The 18,219-nt window shown below is 44.9% G+C and carries 9 protein-coding genes; 7 read left to right on the top strand and 2 right to left on the bottom strand.

The window, feature by feature from the left end:
• Positions 1-72: 72 nt before the first annotated feature.
• A complete protein-coding gene (locus BSHG_RS0220110) occupies positions 73-384 on the bottom strand; it encodes a hypothetical protein (protein ID WP_010992001.1) in 312 nt (103 codons plus the stop codon).
• 512 nt (positions 385-896) lie between these two features.
• Here BSHG_RS0220110 and BSHG_RS15605 point away from each other — a divergent pair.
• The 6 genes from BSHG_RS15605 to BSHG_RS15630 all read left to right on the top strand — a co-directional run bounded on the left by BSHG_RS15605 (position 897) and on the right by BSHG_RS15630 (position 12,743).
• Positions 897-3,965, top strand: coding sequence for a SusC/RagA family TonB-linked outer membrane protein (locus BSHG_RS15605; RefSeq protein WP_008769257.1), 3,069 nt, complete (start codon positions 897-899; stop codon positions 3,963-3,965).
• 11 nt (positions 3,966-3,976) lie between these two features.
• Positions 3,977-5,497: a RagB/SusD family nutrient uptake outer membrane protein gene (locus BSHG_RS15610; RefSeq protein ID WP_008658136.1), complete on the top strand. Its 1,521-nt coding sequence runs from the start codon at positions 3,977-3,979 to the stop codon at positions 5,495-5,497.
• A gap of 102 nt (positions 5,498-5,599) precedes the next feature.
• Entirely contained in the window at positions 5,600-7,900 is a 2,301-nt protein-coding gene (gene bglX / locus BSHG_RS15615; protein ID WP_008658134.1) for a beta-glucosidase BglX, read from the top strand.
• A 165-nt stretch (positions 7,901-8,065) separates the two neighbouring features.
• A complete protein-coding gene (locus BSHG_RS15620; protein ID WP_008658132.1) occupies positions 8,066-9,421 on the top strand; it encodes a glucoamylase family protein in 1,356 nt (451 codons plus the stop codon).
• The gene (locus BSHG_RS15625; protein WP_008658131.1) at positions 9,422-10,165 is read left to right on the top strand and encodes an SGNH/GDSL hydrolase family protein; all 744 of its coding nucleotides are present in this window, start codon (positions 9,422-9,424) and stop codon (positions 10,163-10,165) included. It begins immediately after the preceding gene.
• A gap of 139 nt (positions 10,166-10,304) precedes the next feature.
• Entirely contained in the window at positions 10,305-12,743 is a 2,439-nt protein-coding gene (locus tag BSHG_RS15630; RefSeq protein ID WP_008658129.1) for a two-component regulator propeller domain-containing protein, read from the top strand.
• A gap of 93 nt (positions 12,744-12,836) precedes the next feature.
• Here BSHG_RS15630 and BSHG_RS15635 read toward each other — a convergent pair whose 3' ends face one another.
• Positions 12,837-14,486, bottom strand: coding sequence for an ATP-binding protein (locus tag BSHG_RS15635; protein WP_008658127.1), 1,650 nt, complete (start codon positions 14,484-14,486; stop codon positions 12,837-12,839).
• Positions 14,487-14,850: 364 nt separating this feature from the next.
• Between BSHG_RS15635 and BSHG_RS15640 the strand changes: the two genes are divergently transcribed.
• Positions 14,851-18,204, top strand: a complete 3,354-nt coding sequence (locus tag BSHG_RS15640) for a SusC/RagA family TonB-linked outer membrane protein (RefSeq protein WP_032497332.1) — start codon at positions 14,851-14,853, stop codon at positions 18,202-18,204.
• Positions 18,205-18,219 lie beyond the last annotated feature (15 nt).

Raw genomic sequence — 18,219 nt, 5'->3', positions numbered from 1 at the left:
TCAAAGAGCTATATATAAAACATACAACTCCTATCAAAAATCTATTAAGGTATTGATAGCCGCCACGGAATATTACTCACTCATACGGGGATATCTCGGTGTTGAGATCGTTACATCCGGATAGAAACTCAATGCGGAAGCCAAAGGCGTACAATAATCTACGAAAGCATTGGCAGTCCAGTCACTGGGCGCTGTACCTTGTAAACGATTCAGGCGTAGTCTGGCATCAGCACTTGTCGTTCCCTCGACAGCGGGAAATACCTGACCGACATCTGTTTTGATATTAGCCATAAAATAGAGATACTGTGCAGAGCTGGGCACACCGCTGATAGTACCCCCTTTTCCACTTGTCGCCGCAAAGGAAGTGTTGGCTAGCGTAGTCACTTCTTCCGGTATCAACTGGCGTTGGAAAATACTGGTATAAGCATTATCGAGGACTTATCATCACAAGCAAACAGTGCCCCAACTAACATTGTCAGTAAAATCGTTTTTTTTAATCATAACTAGTTTTTTATGAGTTGATAATAGAGATTTCGCCATTTTGGACACCATCTATCATGAAAAAATTTTCTAGCATCATTGTTTATTTTATCCAGCCTAGACAATTAACAATTAGATAATAGATGCAATTCGAAAAGCTCTTTAATTAAAGCACATAATTCCATACAATTATATAGAATCCAACAACCATCATAAGGTAAATATATCATACTAGAAGCTTCTTCTACATTTGTCGGATTCCAAGTCCGATATATGTTAAAAGTGCAGGGAGTTTCCATCTGTTCACATCTTTTTCGACTTTTATTTGTTTCATTGGATACTTTTGCCGTCGATATAACTATCGAGTATCTGAAAGAGAGCTGGCAGAAGGTGTGTTAAATCAAAATAGTTATACAATGGTAAAATTTAATGCAATGAAGACTAAACCTTTACGACTTCTTCGGCAGAAGAGAGCCTCCTGGCTGAAAAGTGTATTTGTCCTGACTTGCCTGCTACTGAGCACATCGGTGGCCATGGCTCAAACGAAGACAGTGACAGGTACTGTTACAGATTCATTTAACGAGCCCCTGATCGGTGCATCTATCCTGGTAAAAGGCACTTCTACCGGGGCCGTTACCGATATGGATGGCAAATACTCCATTTCGGTAACGCCCAACGATGTACTCGTATTCTCGTATGTAGGATATGAAAAGCAGGAAATCAAAGTGGGGCAGCAAACTGTGATAAATGTCACGCTTAAAGACGACTCACAAATGCTTGCCGAAACAGTAATTATCGGTTACGGTAGTGCCAAGAAGCGCGACCTGACCGGTTCTATCACCAACATCAAGGGTTCGGAAATAGCCAACAAACCGGCAACCAACCCGTTATCGTCCCTCCAAGGAAAGATAGCAGGTGTACAGATCGTCAACTCCGGACAAGCCGGTGCTGATCCGGAAATACGTATCCGCGGTACGAACTCCATCAATGGTTACAAACCTCTGTATGTTGTAGACGGACTGTTCAACGACAACATCAACTTCCTGAATCCGGAAGACATCGAGTCGATGGAAGTATTGAAAGACCCTTCCTCACTGGCCATATTCGGTGTGCGTGGTGCCAACGGTGTAATTATCGTAACCACCAAACGTGCCAAAGAGGGACAGACGCTGGTCAACATCAACACCTCTTTCGGCTGGAAAAGCGTAGTAGACAAAATCAAAATGGTGAATGCACCCCAGTTTAAGGAACTCTATAACGAACAAATGGCAAACCAGGGAAATGCCCTGTTCGACTTCAGCAACTGGAATGCGAATACGGACTGGCAAGATGAGATCTTCCAGACGGGATTCATTACAAACAACAATGTCAGCATCACAGGTGCTTCTGAAAAACATAGCTTCTATCTCGGCGTGGGTTACTCTCACGAACAGGGAAACATCAAGCATGAAAAATACAGCAAAGTGACCATCAATGCAAGTAATGATTATAAGATTACCAAAGACATCAAAGTAGGCTTCCAATTCAACGGAGCACGCATGCTGCCGGCCGACAGCAAAACGGTTCTGAACGCTATCCGTACCACTCCGGTGGCTCCGGTATATAACGAAGAATACGGACTATATACTTCATTGCCGGAATTCCAGAAAGCACAGATGAACAATCCGATGGTAGACGTCAATCTGCGTGCCAACACCACCCGCGCGGTCAATTACCGGGCATCTGGAAGCATCTATGGTGAAGTAGATTTCCTGAAGCACTTCACTTTTAAGGCAATGTTCTCTATGGACTATGCCACCAATGACAGCCGGACTTACAAACCGATTATCAAGGTATATGACGCAACCGTGGCCGGGAACGTTGCTACGCTCGGAAACGGAAAAACAGAAGTGAGCCAGAACAAGCAAAACGAAACCAAGGTTCAGAGTGACTATCTGTTGACTTACCAAAACAGTTTTGCCGACGGTACACATAACCTGACTGCCACCGCCGGCTTCACAACCTATTATAATTCGCTCAGCGGACTGGATGCTTCCCGCGGACAGGGCATCGGACTGGTGATTCCGAACAATCCCGATAAATGGTTCGTCAGCATCGGCGACCTGGCTACCGCCACCAACGGAAGTACACAATGGGAGCGCACCACCGTATCTATGCTGGCACGTATCATCTACAACTATAAAGGTAAATATCTGTTCAACGGTTCGTTCCGCCGCGACGGTTCTTCAGCTTTCGCATATACCGGCAACCAGTGGCAGAATTTCTACTCCATAGGTGCCGGATGGTTGATGACCGAAGAAGAATTTATGAAAGATATCACGTGGCTGGACATGTTGAAACTGAAAGGTTCGTGGGGTACACTGGGAAACCAGAATATGGATAAGGCTTATCCGGCAGAACCTCTGTTGGAAAATGCTTTTGCTGCCGTATTCGGCAAACCGGCTATCATCTATCCGGGCTACCAACTGGCTTATCTGCCCAACCCACGTCTCCGTTGGGAGAAAGTAGAAGCATGGGAAACCGGTTTTGAAACCAATATGTTCCGTAACCGTTTCCATTTCGAAGGAGTGTACTATAAGAAGAATACCAAGGACCTGCTCGCCACCGTACCGGGTCTGTCGGGAACCGTACCGGGCATCGGCAATCTTGGAGAGATTGAGAACAAAGGTGTCGAACTGATGGCTTCCTGGAGAGATCAGATCGGTGACTGGGGATACTCTGTCAGTGCAAACCTGACTACCATCAGCAACAAAGTGAAAAGTCTGGTACAGGATGGATACTCCATCATCGCAGGCGATAAGAGCCAAAGCTATACAATGGCAGGCTACCCGATCGGTTATTTCTACGGCTATAAAGTAGCCGGTGTTTACCAAAACCAAGCTGAAATCGATGCTTCTCCGGTGAACACACTGGCAACCGTCACTCCGGGTGACCTGAAGTTTGCCGATGTAAACGGAGACGGAAAAATCACACCGGACGACCGTACAAAAATCGGTGATCCGACTCCGGACGTAACCTATGGCATCAGCCTCGGACTCTCATACAAGAACTGGGAACTCAGCATGGAAATGATGGGACAAGGCGGCAACCAGATCTATCGTACGTGGGACAACTATAATTGGGCGCAGTTCAACTATATGGAACAACGTCTCGACCGCTGGCACGGAGAAGGCACTTCGAACACACAACCCCTGCTGAATACGAAGCACGCCATCAACAGCGAGAACTCCGAATACTTCATCGAAGACGGAAGCTTCTTCCGCATCCGTAACCTGCAACTGGCCTACAGTTTCGACAAAACTTTGCTGTCAAAGATACGTATGCAGGCCCTGAAGGTTTACGTCAACATACAGAACCTGAAGACATGGAAGCACAACACAGGTTACACACCGGAAATCGGTGGGTCAGCCATTGCTTTCGGAGTGGACAACGGGACATATCCGGTACCGGCAGTCTATACATTTGGTATTAACTTAACATTTTAACGAAGCAGAGTATGAAACTAAATAAATACATTCTACCCATTGCATTAGCTGTATCGGCTCTGAGCTTCTGCAGTTGCAACGATTTTCTGGACCGTCACCCACAGGGACAGTTTACCGAAGACGATAATCCCGGAGCACTTGCCGAAGGAAAGGTCTTCAACATTTACACCATGATGCGTAATTATAACATCACCGCCGGTATCCCCGCCTTTGCCATCGAATATTTCCGTTCGGAAGATTCGGAAAAAGGAAGTACCGCCAGTGACGGGGCCGATCAGGCTGCGATGTACGATGATTTTCAGTACAACGCCAGCAACGGACTGATAAAAGCCTACTGGAGTCAGAATTACGCCGTCATCTACCAGTGTAACGATGTTATAGAGACGATTGAGAAAGGTAACCTGACGGAAGAGAACGACCTTCGTAACAAGGGTGAAGCCCTTTTCTTCCGTGCTTATTGTTACTTCAACCTGGTTCGTGCATTCGGCGAAGTGCCACTGGTCACTTTCAAAGTGAACGACGCCTCGGAAGCAAACGTGCCGAAGACCACCGCCGAAGAAATTTACAAACAGATCGACTCCGACCTGACACAGGCCGAAGGGCTTTTACCCCGTCAATGGCAGTCCGCTTATCTGGGACGACTCACCTGGGGAAGCGCCCGTGCACTGCATGCCCGTACGTACATGATGCGCAATGACTGGCAGAACATGTATACCGCTGCGACCGATGTAATGAATTCAGGGCAATACAATCTGAATACTCCTTATGATGTCATCTTCACCGATGAAGGCGAGAACAGCAGTGAGTCGGTATTCGAGTTGCAATGTGCATCTACTGCCGCTTTGCCCGCAAGCGATAAAATCGGCAGCCAGTTCTGCGAAGTACAAGGTGTACGCGGTTCCGGCCAATGGGACCTCGGCTGGGGATGGCACATGGGAACCGAGTTGATGGGTGAAGCGTTCGAACCGGGCGACCCCCGCAAAGATGCTACGCTGCTTTACTTCCGTCGTTCGGATACTGATCCGATCACTCCCGAGAATACCAACAAACCTTATGGAGAGTCTCCGGTATCTCAAGCCGACGGTGCTTATTTTAACAAGAAAGCTTATACCAACCCGGCACTCCGTGAAGAGTTTACCCGGCACGGCTTTTGGGTAAACATCCGCATTATCCGCTATGGTGACGTGGTGCTGATGGCTGCCGAGTCGGCCAATGAATTGGGTAAAACAGGTGAAGCTTCCAACTATCTGGAAATGGTACGAGCCCGCGCCCGTGGCAACAACCCGGACATTCTGCCTAAAGTGACTTCATTAGATCAGACCGTGCTGCGTGATGCCATCCGCCACGAACGACGGGTAGAACTGGGACTGGAATCGGGACGTTTCTACGACCTGGTACGCTGGGGCATCGCTTCGCAAGTGCTCCATGCTGCAGGCAAAACGGGTTATCAACCCAAGAATGCCTTGCTACCGCTTCCGCAGGACGAAATAGATAAATCAAAAGGCGTACTGGTACAGAACCCAGATTATTAAGAGCACACCACAGAGTAACACAGAGTCCCACAGAGATTTATATATCCCGTAGAGATTAAAACTCTGTGCCCTCTGTGGTGAAGTAAAAAAACATATACAGTTATGAACAAGAAATATTCTTTACTCATTCTGCTTGCACTTTTACTCCCTTTGGGGCTGCAAGCGCAAAAACCTCCTCAGGATATGGACCGTTTCCTCGACAATCTGCTGAAACGGATGACCCTGGAAGAGAAAATAGGTCAGCTTAACCTACCGGTAACTGGTGAAATCACCACCGGACAAGCTAAAAGCAGCGACATCGCCGCCAAGATAAAGCGAGGTGAAGTAGGCGGATTGTTCAACCTGAAAGGGGTGGATAAAATTCGTGACGTACAGCGTCTGGCCGTAGAGAACTCCCGGCTGGGTATCCCTCTGCTCTTTGGGATGGACGTAATTCACGGATACGAGACCATTTTCCCTATTCCCTTGGGACTTTCGTGTACATGGGACATTCCGGCTATCGAAGAATCGGCACGCATCGCCGCCGTTGAAGCCAGTGCCGACGGCATTTCGTGGACCTTTAGTCCGATGGTGGACATCAGTCGTGACCCCCGTTGGGGACGGGTATCCGAAGGTTCAGGCGAAGATCCCTTCCTCGGTGCACTGATAGCCCGGGCCATGGTACGTGGATACCAGGGAAAAGATATGAGTCGCAATGATGAAATCATGGCCTGCATCAAGCACTTTGCTCTGTATGGGGCAGCCGAGGCAGGACGGGATTATAACACCGTAGACATGAGCCGCCAACGGATGTTCAACGATTATATGCTCCCCTATCAGGCCGGTGTAGAAGCCGGAGCAGGTAGTGTAATGGCTTCTTTCAACGAAGTGGAAGGTGTGCCGGCAACAGCCAATAAATGGCTGATGACCGATGTGTTGCGCGGTACATGGGGATTTAATGGTTTCGTGGTAACAGACTTCACCGGAATCTCCGAAATGATAGAACACGGAATCGGCGACCTGCAAACCGTGTCGGCACGGGCCATCAATGCCGGAGTAGATATGGACATGGTCAGTGAAGGCTTCATCGGTACATTGAAGAAGTCTGTCGAAGAAGGCAAAGTATCGGTCGAAACAGTCAACACAGCTTGTCGCCGCATCCTGGAAGCCAAATACAAACTGGGGTTGTTTGACAATCCCTATAAATACTGCGACCTGAAACGTCCGGCACGTGACATCTTCACAAAAGAGCACCGTGCCGCAGCCCGGAAAATTGCGGGAGAAAGCTTCGTGCTACTGAAAAATGAAGGACTTTCACCTACCCTCGCACCTGTACTTCCTCTCTCTCCTACCGGTACTATTGCAGTGATCGGCCCTTTGGCCAACACCCGTTCGAATATGCCGGGCACATGGAGCGTAGCTGCCGTACTGGACAAAAGTCCTTCTCTGGTAGAAGGTTTGACCGAATGGGTGGGCAATCAGGGAAAAATACTTTATGCCAAAGGCAGTAACCTGATCGGTGATGCTGCTTATGAAGAGAGGGCAACCATGTTCGGCCGTTCGCTGAACCGCGATAACCGCACCGATCAACAACTGCTGGACGAAGCGCTGAAAATAGCTTCACAAGCGGACGTGATTGTTGCCGCATTGGGTGAATCGTCGGAGATGAGCGGTGAAAGCAGTAGCCGCACCAACCTCAATCTGCCGGATGTACAGCACACTCTGCTGGAGGCTTTGCTGAAAACAGGAAAGCCCGTAGTTCTCGTACTGTTTACGGGACGTCCGCTGGTACTCAATTGGGAACAGGAGCATGTCCCTGCCATCCTGAACGTATGGTTCGGGGGTTCGGAAGCCGGTCCGGCTATCGGAGACGTATTGTTCGGTGCAGTCAACCCGGGCGGAAAACTGACCATGACTTTCCCGAAAAGTGTAGGACAGATCCCACTTTATTATGCACACAAGAATACCGGACGACCGCTGAAAGAAGGCAAATGGTTCGAGAAATTCCGCAGTAACTATCTTGACGTGGACAATGATGCTCTCTATCCGTTCGGATACGGACTGTCGTATACGACCTTCCGATTCAGTGACATCACATTGAACCGTTCGTCCATCGGAATGGACAATGAACTGGTAGCCTCCGTCACCGTAACTAATACCGGAGACCGTGCCGGCAGTGAAGTGGTGCAACTCTACATCCGTGACTTGGTGGGCAGTGTCACCCGTCCGGTCAAGGAACTGAAAGGATTTGAAAAGATCTATCTGCAACCGAATGAATCAAGAACCGTCCGCTTTACAATAGCTCCGGAAATGTTGAAGTTTTACAATGCCGACTTGAAGTTTGTAGCTGAGCCGGGCGATTTCGACGTGATGATAGGCCCGGATAGCCGGAATGTGAAAACAGCACGGTTTACATTGCGTTGAACCGGATACACAAGGGAATAGAAAAGAATAAGATTCACCACAGAATCACACAGAGTTCCACAGAGATGATTTTCTCTTAATATGCTATAAACAAAAGATTAAAACTCAGTGAAACCCCGTGTTACTCTGTGGTGAAACAAAAACCATTACAAACAAGAAATCATTATGAATATCCAACTTGTCACTCACAACAGCAAGCTCCTCTTCGTCCTCTTCGCTCTTTTTCTTTTTGTAGCATGCAAGCCAAAAGAAAAGCCCTCGTCTGCCACATCACTGACAGATGACGCTCTGATGGATACCGTCCAGCGACGAACCTTCAACTACTTCTGGGATGCTGCCGAACCTAACAGCGGACTGGCACGCGAGCGCTATCACATGGATGGCGAATACCCGGCAGGAGGGCCGGAGATTGTTACCTCAGGAGGCAGCGGCTTCGGCATTATGGCTATCCTGGCCGGTATTGATCGGGGATACGTCAGCCGGGAAGAAGGCTTACGGCGTATGGAGAAAATAGTCGGTTTTCTGGAAAAAGCCGACCGCTTTAAAGGTGCATATCCGCATTGGTGGAACGGAGAGACGGGACATGTACAGCCTTTCGGACAAAAGGATAACGGAGGCGACCTGGTAGAGACAGCCTTCCTGATGCAAGGTCTGCTGGCCGTACACCAATATTATGCAGAAGGCTCGGCGGAAGAAAAAAAACTTGCCGGACGTATAGACAAGTTGTGGCGGGAAGTGGACTGGAACTGGTACCGCCATGGCGGACAGAATGTGCTGTATTGGCATTGGAGTCCCGAATATGGCTGGGAAATGAATTTCCCGGTACATGGCTACAATGAATGTCTGATTATGTATATCCTTGCCGCTGCTTCTCCTACCCATGGAGTACCGGCAGCAGTCTATCATGAAGGATGGCCACAAAACGGAGCCATCGTTTCGCCCCACAAGGTAGAAGGCATCGAACTGCACCTCCGCTATCAGGGTGGAGAAGCGGGTCCGTTATTTTGGGCACAATACTCTTTCCTCGGACTCGATCCGGTGGGGCTGAAAGACGAGTATTGTCCGAGCTATTTTAACGAAATGCGAAATCTCACACTGGTAAACCGTGAATACTGCATTCGCAACCCGAAACACTACAAAGGCTACGGACCAGACTGTTGGGGACTGACCGCCAGTTACTCCGTGGACGGATACGCTGCCCATGGACCGTTGGAACGTGACGACCGGGGAGTCATCTCTCCCACTGCCGCTCTCTCTTCTATTGTCTACACACCGGACCAGTCACTGCAAGTAATGCATCACCTGTACGAAATGGGAGACAAAGTATTCGGTCCTTACGGATTCTATGACGCTTTCAGCGAAACTGCCGATTGGTATCCGAAGCGATATCTGGCCATCGACCAAGGCCCGATAGCCGTAATGATAGAAAACTACCGGACAGGACTATTGTGGAAACTCTTCATGAGCCATCCCGATGTACAAAACGGACTAAAGAAACTGGGATTCAATGTAAAGAAATAAATGATAAAATCAATACTTATCGCTTTATGCACAGTTCTCCTCTGCTGGAATAGCATTCCGGCAGAGGCACAGACGCCACAGGATTCAGTACGCTTCATCGGATATCTTCCCGTCCGACACACCGACCCCACGAAATGGATAACCCGGTATCAAAGTGAAATAGACCGATACCAAACAGAAAACCAAATGCTGAAGGATACCTCCTGTGACGTACTCTTTCTAGGCAGTTCTTCCATTAACTTGTGGGATAATATCTATCGGGACATGGCTCCGCTAAAGATTCTCCGGCGTTCGTACGGAGGTGCCGCGCTCCGGGATATGCTCTACAATTATGATGTAATCGCCCGGAGATATCACCCCCGCAGTATTGTGATTTACGTAGAAAATGACCTCGCAGGCACTCCCGAGGACCTGACTGTAGGCGAGACATTCGACTTCTTCCGCTTGCTGACCAATCGCCTGCAACGGGACTATCCGGATATTCCGATATTTATTCTCTCCTATAAGCCTTCACTCGCACGCAAAGAGATGATTCCGAAGCATGAAATCATAAATGCTTTGCTTCAGGAATATGCTTCGAAGAGAGAGGGACTCACTTATATTGACGTAGCCTCCTGTCTGTACGACAACAATGGAAAGCTAAGAAAAGACATCTTCAAACAGGACGGATTGCACATGAATCAGAACGGTTACGATCTGTGGACTGCTATCCTGAAACCGAAAATACTGGAAAGCATCCGATAAAATTACGATTTCCTCCACAAGCCTCCCTATCTGTTGCATAGCAGGGAGGTTTATTTCTGTTTATATACTTTTTTCATAGAGTTGATATATTAAATCTATCTGTTATTTATATATTTGCGTTTATAAATACGGAATAACTATGAATAGACATAAATTAGCCTTTTCTTTGATCGGTATTTTCATCGTTCAATTATCTTACGCCGGATATTTTAAGCACATAGGTAGAGAAGAAGGTCTTTCGCAATCGTCCGTTATGGCTATCTATCAAGATAAGCTGGGTAGAATGTGGTTTGGTACACGTGAAGGAGTCAACATCTACAATAGTAATAAGATGGCCGTTTATAAGGCATGGATACAAAACGGAAATCGACCGGATCAGAAAATCCTGATAGGGAATGAGGTTAGTGCCATTACAGGGAGTCAAAACGGAGATGTGTTTCTGATTGTTGACCATGCTTTACTGAAATACGATATTCGTAAAGAGACTTTCGAACGTCTGCGTCAAGGATCTGTCTATGCTCTAACATCTCATGCCGGTGAGATATGGTGTGCCGGACACGACTCTATTTTCCGATACAACCCCCAAAACAATCAATTAGACTTTCAATTAAAAACAGGTATATCATCCATCAACTATCTGACGATAAATGGCAACAGGTTTTATATCGGTGCCAAAGAAGGTCTATATACCACGGAAAACAAAGGGAGGGTTCAATGCCTGATCCCTAAAGTAGATGTTTATCGTATTTTTCAAAGCTCCTGTCAGGAACTTTGGGTAGGCTGCCGTACACAAGGGCTATACCGTATCAACCGGAACGGACGAATCAACCGCATTCCTTATGACCCCTCATCACCAAACGGCATTTCCAGCGAACAAATACGTGAATTTGTAGAAGATCAGCAAGGAAACATCTGGTTCGGGACCTTCGACGGTTTACAAAAATATGATCCAAGCACCCAAACCTACAGCCTCATCAAGCAAGAACAACGCCTGGGAGGACTCAGCCATTCTTCTATATTTTCACTCTATCAGGATGTACAAGGCACTATCTGGATAGGTAGTTATTATGGAGGAGTCAACTACTTTAACCCGGATAACAACGCATTCAATTACTACACTTATAATCCCGATCGTAGCGACTGTCTCAACTACCCGTTCGCCGGGGCTATGACCGAGGACAAAGATCACCACCTATGGATATGCACCGATGGCGGTGGATTGGCATGCTTAGACCGACAAGCGGGACATTTCACCACTTACACTGCCGGAGGCCCCAACTCACTGCCCCACAATAATCTGAAAAGTATTTGTTACGACCCTAAAAGAGACTGCTTATATATCGGTACACATATGGGAGGACTCTCCCGGTTCGACCGCAAGACCGGACGTTTTTACAACTACCTCAATCATTCCACGAAAGGCCTCAAAGAGCCCAATGATGTTATCTTCCAAGTATCTTTCTATAACGACCAGTTAATCGTTTCCGCTCGTAACGGAGTTTTTTCCATGAATCCCGATACAAATGAATTCCGCTTGCTTTATGACGGATATTACTATCAAACTTTCACCATTGATCCCAAAGGTTTTCTCTGGTTGTCGGCAGGTACTAACTTATATAGTATAAATCTGAAACACCCTGAAGAAGTCAAATCATTCAGTCTGCCTGCATCCATTGGACAGTTCGGCATCAGCAAGATTTTGAAAGGTAACAATCAATATCTTTATATCGCCACTTTAGGTTCAGGACTTTTTTGTTATAACGAACAAACTCAGACCTGCATCAACTATACTCCCGAGCAGAACCAATTACTCAGTAATTATTGCTATAATCTTCTACAGACTTCGACAGACAACATACTCATCACAAGTGATCGGGGTATCACACTGTTTAATCCAACCACCGAATCATTCCGTTCCATTGAACTGGATAACGGACTGTCCCTTTCATCCATCATTAATGGTTGTGGTGTATGGATGTGTAGTGACCATACTATATTTATCGGAGGTACAGGAGGGCTTAGTTCTTTTCTGGAGAAAGACCTGAACAAAGAATATCCCAAACCTAAACTCTATTTTTCAAGTTTATCCGTCAACAACGCACGGATAAGTCCGGATGACAAAAGTCGTATACTGACAGAAGGGCTCCCTTTTGTCCGGGAAATAAATCTAAATGCCACCCAAAATAACCTGACTATTGAGTTTGCTTCTTCCAACTATGTGGATATACTGAATAATACTTGGTATGAGTATCAGTTAGAAGGTTTTGACAAGCAATGGTCACTCACCTCACAAACAAGCCTGAAATACACCAATCTGGATCCTGGAGACTACGTGTTACACGTACGGCAAAAAGGCAACTCCCTGAAAATGCGCAAAGCACAGGAGATCTTATTACAAATACATATCAATACCCCATGGTACCTTACTTGGTGGGCATGGCTCAGTTACATCACTATCAGCATTTCAGTGACCTATTTTATCTGGCGCGAAAAAAGTTCCAGAAGAACTTTGGCGATATTACGGCAAAGCCTCTCTTCTCTTACCTATCATCAGATTCTTTTTAATCCAGCTATTTAAATAGACCATGAGTCCATATTGATTAAATAGTCTTCTTTACGAGCATGAATTTACTTTCAGATGTTATTCCCCTTATCTGGTATCCGCCTTAGGTCATTTAAGATTTTCCTGTTTAGCTCCTTTGCGATATTCCATCGGAGTAACGTTATATTGATTTTTAAAACAACGGCTGAAATAGCGTGGAGAACCGAAACCTAATCTATCGGATATTTCTGCTACCTGTAAATAAGGTTCGTTCTTTAACATCAGCGATGCTATTTTCAACCGGTGATTTAGAATAAATTCATTGGGTGTCATCCCTGTCAATGCTTTAAATTTGGTGTGCAACAATGTTCGCCCCATTCCAAGTTCCTGACATAACATACCAATATCAAAATCCTCATTATCAATATGTTTATCTACTACCTTAATGACTCTATCCAAGAAGCCTTTATCTATTGGATTAGCTGCCAACAGGTTGATTTCTAAAATCTGATCTTTGGCAAAACGGCTTTGCATCAACAAGCGGTTACGAATCAAATTATTGCAGCGGGTTATTAAGATTTTTGCATTGAAAGGCTTGGTGATATAATCGTCTGCTCCACGACGTAGCCCTTCTATATTTTGATCTACAGTGTCAAGTGCTGTTAACAACACAACCGGAATATGGCACAAGCTTATGTTATTCTTTATTTTCAGACACATTTCCGTTCCTGTCATTACCGGCATCATAACATCGCTCACTATCAAATCGGGCACTTCTGCAAAGACCTGTTTTAATCCCTCCTCGCCATTAGCGGCCGTCACCACCTGATAAAGTGGTGAAAATATTTCTTTGAGTACCTGCAAAAGCTCCATATTATCTTCTACCAATAATACTTTCCGTTTCTCTTCCCGTTCATCTATCAAGGGAGTTTCGAATGTAAAATCATCCTTTTTCATAAAATTCTCATCCGGTATGGTATTCTCTTGTACCATAGGTTCCTTTTCTGGAGATTCCAGAAAAACGACTTCAGTATCCTTTTCAAAACAATCACGGGTTTTAGGTAACTTTACAATAAAACAGCTGCCTTCATTTGACTCACTTTCTACCTCAATTGTACCATGATGTAGCTGAATGATACTTTTCGTTAATGCGAGTCCGATACCAGTGCCAACATGAAGCGCTTTATTCCGATTGTCCGCCTGATAAAAACGATCGAATATCCGTTCCTGTTCTTCTTTACTAATGCCATTCCCGGAATCCTTAACTGCAATAACAACCTGATCCGGTGTGGTAGAGGTTAATATGCTTATTTCTCCTTTATCCGGAACATGTTTAAATGCGTTCGAAAGCAAATTAAACAAAACTTTTCGCATTTGCCAGTCATCTATCCAAATAGATATATCCTGCTCCAACAGTTTCAGATGGTAAGAAATGGACTTCTGAGAGGCATAAGCAGAGAAAGAAAGATAGACTTCTTCTAAAAATGTATTCAGGCTTTGTTCCGATAGTTTTAATTGGATATAGTTCTGATCGAATTTCCGAAAGTCAAGCAATTCTGAAATTAGAAGTTTCATTTGTTGGGCATGCTTCCTTATCCTGAAAATACTATTATGCAAAGATGGAGGTATCGTATTCTTTTGTAACATAAGCTCTACCTGACTTATAATAAGAGTTAAAGGAGTACGAAACTCATGGCTCACATTGGTAAAGAATCGTAGTTTAGCTTGGTTCATCTCTTCAATATGTTCCTTTTCAATACGTTCTTTCTCCAGCGACATCGCCAAAGTTCTTCTGGAACTTCTACTTAGTTAAGAACAATTAGTGCCTATATTGCGAACAAAAATAGCATAGAGGGGGCGCTTCCACGACATAGTTCAACCATGTTATTCATATTTTGTAAAGTTTAATAGTATACGGATAATGAAAAAGAACAAATTATGTCCAATATTTCTATCTAATTAAGTATCCTATCGCAAAATTTTGTACATAAAAGCCATATAGGAAATACGGATTAAGGCAGACTCCAAATTGACTATGAATAATTAGTGTCCTTATTGAGAATAAAAGTATCACATCGGATCAGATCAGTTACCGTAGTTTTGTGGTGTATTTAACACTTTTATTAACTCAATCTAAAGTATTATGAGAAAAAGCAAATTACATTTGCTACCCTTATCTTCTAAAAGGGTACTTGTAAGTACATCGTTAATAATGCTTTTAAGCGGTAGCGCTTGGGCTGTTTCTTCACAAGAGACAGTTGAAAACGGAGATGCGATCACAGCAGTCCCCCAACAGCGCAGAACGGTTAAAGGTATTGTAAAAGATGCAAATGGAGAACCGATTATCGGAGCCAACGTCATTGTGAAAGGTAATAAAACTATTGGCGTCATCACAAACCTGAACGGAGAATTTAGTCTCGAAGTACCGTCCAACGCAACACTGCAAATCTCTTACATCGGCTATCTTAATAAAGAAGTCAAAGTAAGTGGCAACCAGGTGTCTTTCAACATCCAATTGGAAGAAGACAGCAAAACACTCGATGAGGTAGTAGTAGTTGGATATGGCACACAGAAAAAGGCCAATTTAACAGGTGCCGTATCTTCCGTTGATTTTGAAGAACAAACTAAATCACGCCCCATTACGACAGTATCTTCGGCATTAGCCGGTCTAAGTCCAGGACTTCAAGCCAGTTCAGGCTCGGCAATGCCGGGAGAAGATAACACAACCTTACGGGTACGTGGTAACGGCACAATGAATAATGCCTCACCTTTGATTATCATAGATGGTATGGAAGGTTCATTGAATGCTATTAACCCTCAGGACATAGAAAATATCTCTATTCTAAAAGATGCAGCTTCCTGTGCTATTTATGGTGCCCGTGCTGCCAATGGAGTCATCTTAGTCACAACAAAAAGCGGTGATCGAGACAAAATACAGGTAAACTATAGTGGACGCATCTCTTTCAACAGCCCGACACGCATGATCGAAACGATGAGTAACTATGCGGATTATATGGAATTAATGAACGAATCTTGCGAAAATGTTGGCTCCGGTACTCTTTTTGACCAAAAGTATATCGATTTGTGGAGAGAGAAATCAAAAGATCCCAATGGAGTAAATGAAAACGGTGTCCCTAATTACATCGCATACCCAAATACCAACTGGCTGAAAGAATTATACTCAGGAGGTATGATACACGAACATAACCTTTCAGTCTCAGGAGGATCTAATAAAATTCGTTTCCTATTGTCAGCCCGCTATCAGGATAATGAAGGTATTGTAGACAATACAGCCAACAAGACCTATTCTGTACGTGCCAATATTGAAGCCAATCCAACTCAATGGTTGACTTTAGGTACGCGTACTTATGCTTCACAAATGGATCGTGAAGTGGGTGACTTTAGCAATGCCAATACTTTCCTCCGACAATCTACAGCCGGTACTTATCCCGAATGGAACGGAAGTTTCGGCTACCCGGAATGTCCGGACGAACGTGCAACAGCCAATAACCCACTATATAAACTGGCACGGAATGATGGCTTCAAACGCTACAACCGTTTCAACACGACCCTATTTAGCAAGGTCAAGTTCTTTAAAGATTTAAGCTGGGATTTCAATTTCAATTATAACCGTTACATCTACGAAACCCGCCAATGGGGAGTACCTGCTTATCAGACACGTTTCAGTGACGGGGTAATTGTCGATGGTATCACTCCTCCTTCTCAATTAAGTACAAGTTTCGGTTATGAGTCCAATTACTCTTATACATTGGAAAACCTGTTAAACTACCATCATACATTTGCTCAGAAACACGATGTATCCGCGCTGTTAGGCTATCAGGAATTCTATAAGAATTACTATACTGTAGATGCCGCAAAGAAAGGTTTGATCGACGAATCACTGAACCAGTTTGATGAAGCAACCGAAATGACAAGTACCAAAGGTGCAACCCAGGATTATGCCACACGTTCTGTATTTGGACGCGTGAACTATGCATATAATTCCCGGTATTTATTTGAGGCAAATTTCCGTTATGACGGCTCCTCACGTTTCCACAAAGATCATCGTTGGGGATTCTTCCCTTCCTTATCAGGTGCATGGCGCATCTCAGAAGAAAGCTTCATGGAAAATACCCGTACCTGGCTGGATAACCTGAAAGTCCGTGCATCCTGGGGTAAATTAGGTAACTCTGAAATTGGTAACTACGAATACATGTCGGTATACAGTACCACCAACGCAGTATTTGGAAATGCCTTAAATTCTGCATTGTATATGGGTGCCATCGCCAATAGCTTACTGAAATGGGAATCTACCACCTCTGTCAACTTTGGTATTGATGTTAATTTATTAAAGAACCGTCTGAGCATAAGTGCCGACCTGTATCAAAAGAAAACTGACGGTATCTTATACCGCCCGACTATTCCTTATGTATTCGGAACAATGACTGCCCCCCGTCAGAACCTCGCCAAAGTGAGCAATAAGGGAGTCGAGTTATCACTGGGATGGCGTGATAACATAGGAGGGGTAAGCTACTCCATTAACGGTAACTTCTCATACAACAAAAGCAATATCGATGCCTATAACGGCACTTATGAAAGAACATGGGTAGAAGATCCGAATAACAAACTGACCGGTGGTAAATGGGAAGATAATATCGGTAAAGTGTCCAGTGGTGGCACAACACCCATTGTTGAAGGCCGCATGATGAACGAATACTATTTACGGAACGTTTATCATGGCAATGGCTCTTACTACAATGCGGATGGCAGCGTAAACCCTCAAGGAGGACCTAAGACCGGTATGATCCGTACAGAAAAAGATATGGCATGGGTGAAAGATATGATCGCAGCCGGATATGAATTTCAACCGGGGAAAACGGTTGCTAAAAACAAGATCTGGTATGGTGATTACATCTATGCCGACTCCAATAATAATGGAGTATATGGCGATGATAATGACTATACTTTCCAAAAAACTTCCAATAAGCCTAAATACAATTTCGGTTTTCAGGCCTCTGCCGCATGGAAAGGATTCGACCTCTCTATGGTATGGGCAGGAGCTGCCGGATTCAGCATATATTGGGGGGCAACCACAGGATACAACGCCGCATCTACTGAATGGGGTAGTACTATCGCACAACGGGTTGCTGAGAATCATTATTTCTACAATCCCGAAAATCCGGATGATCCACGTACCAACATCAACGCAAAATATCCGCGTATGGCTTATATAGACGGCTATGTACAAAATCGTCATGGCAATACAACCTTATGGCTGTACAAAGGTGATTACATTAAATTGAAGAACCTGTCTCTAGGCTACACTCTACCGAAAAACTGGGTTTCAAAAATTGCTATGCAAAATGCACGTATTTATGTTTCAGCTGAAAATCTGCTGACAATTACCGGATTTGAAGGCCAAGACCCGGAATCTGCTACCGGTATGGGCTATTCTCCGTTTAGGACAATTGCAATAGGTGCCAATATAACATTCTAAATAAATCTTGAAATC

Origin of the sequence: Bacteroides sp. 3_2_5 (genome assembly GCF_000159855.2) — a bacterium.
In the GTDB taxonomy this organism is placed as follows: Bacteria; Bacteroidota; Bacteroidia; order Bacteroidales; family Bacteroidaceae; genus Bacteroides; species Bacteroides fragilis.
This window is presented reverse-complemented; position numbering and strand designations above follow the sequence as displayed.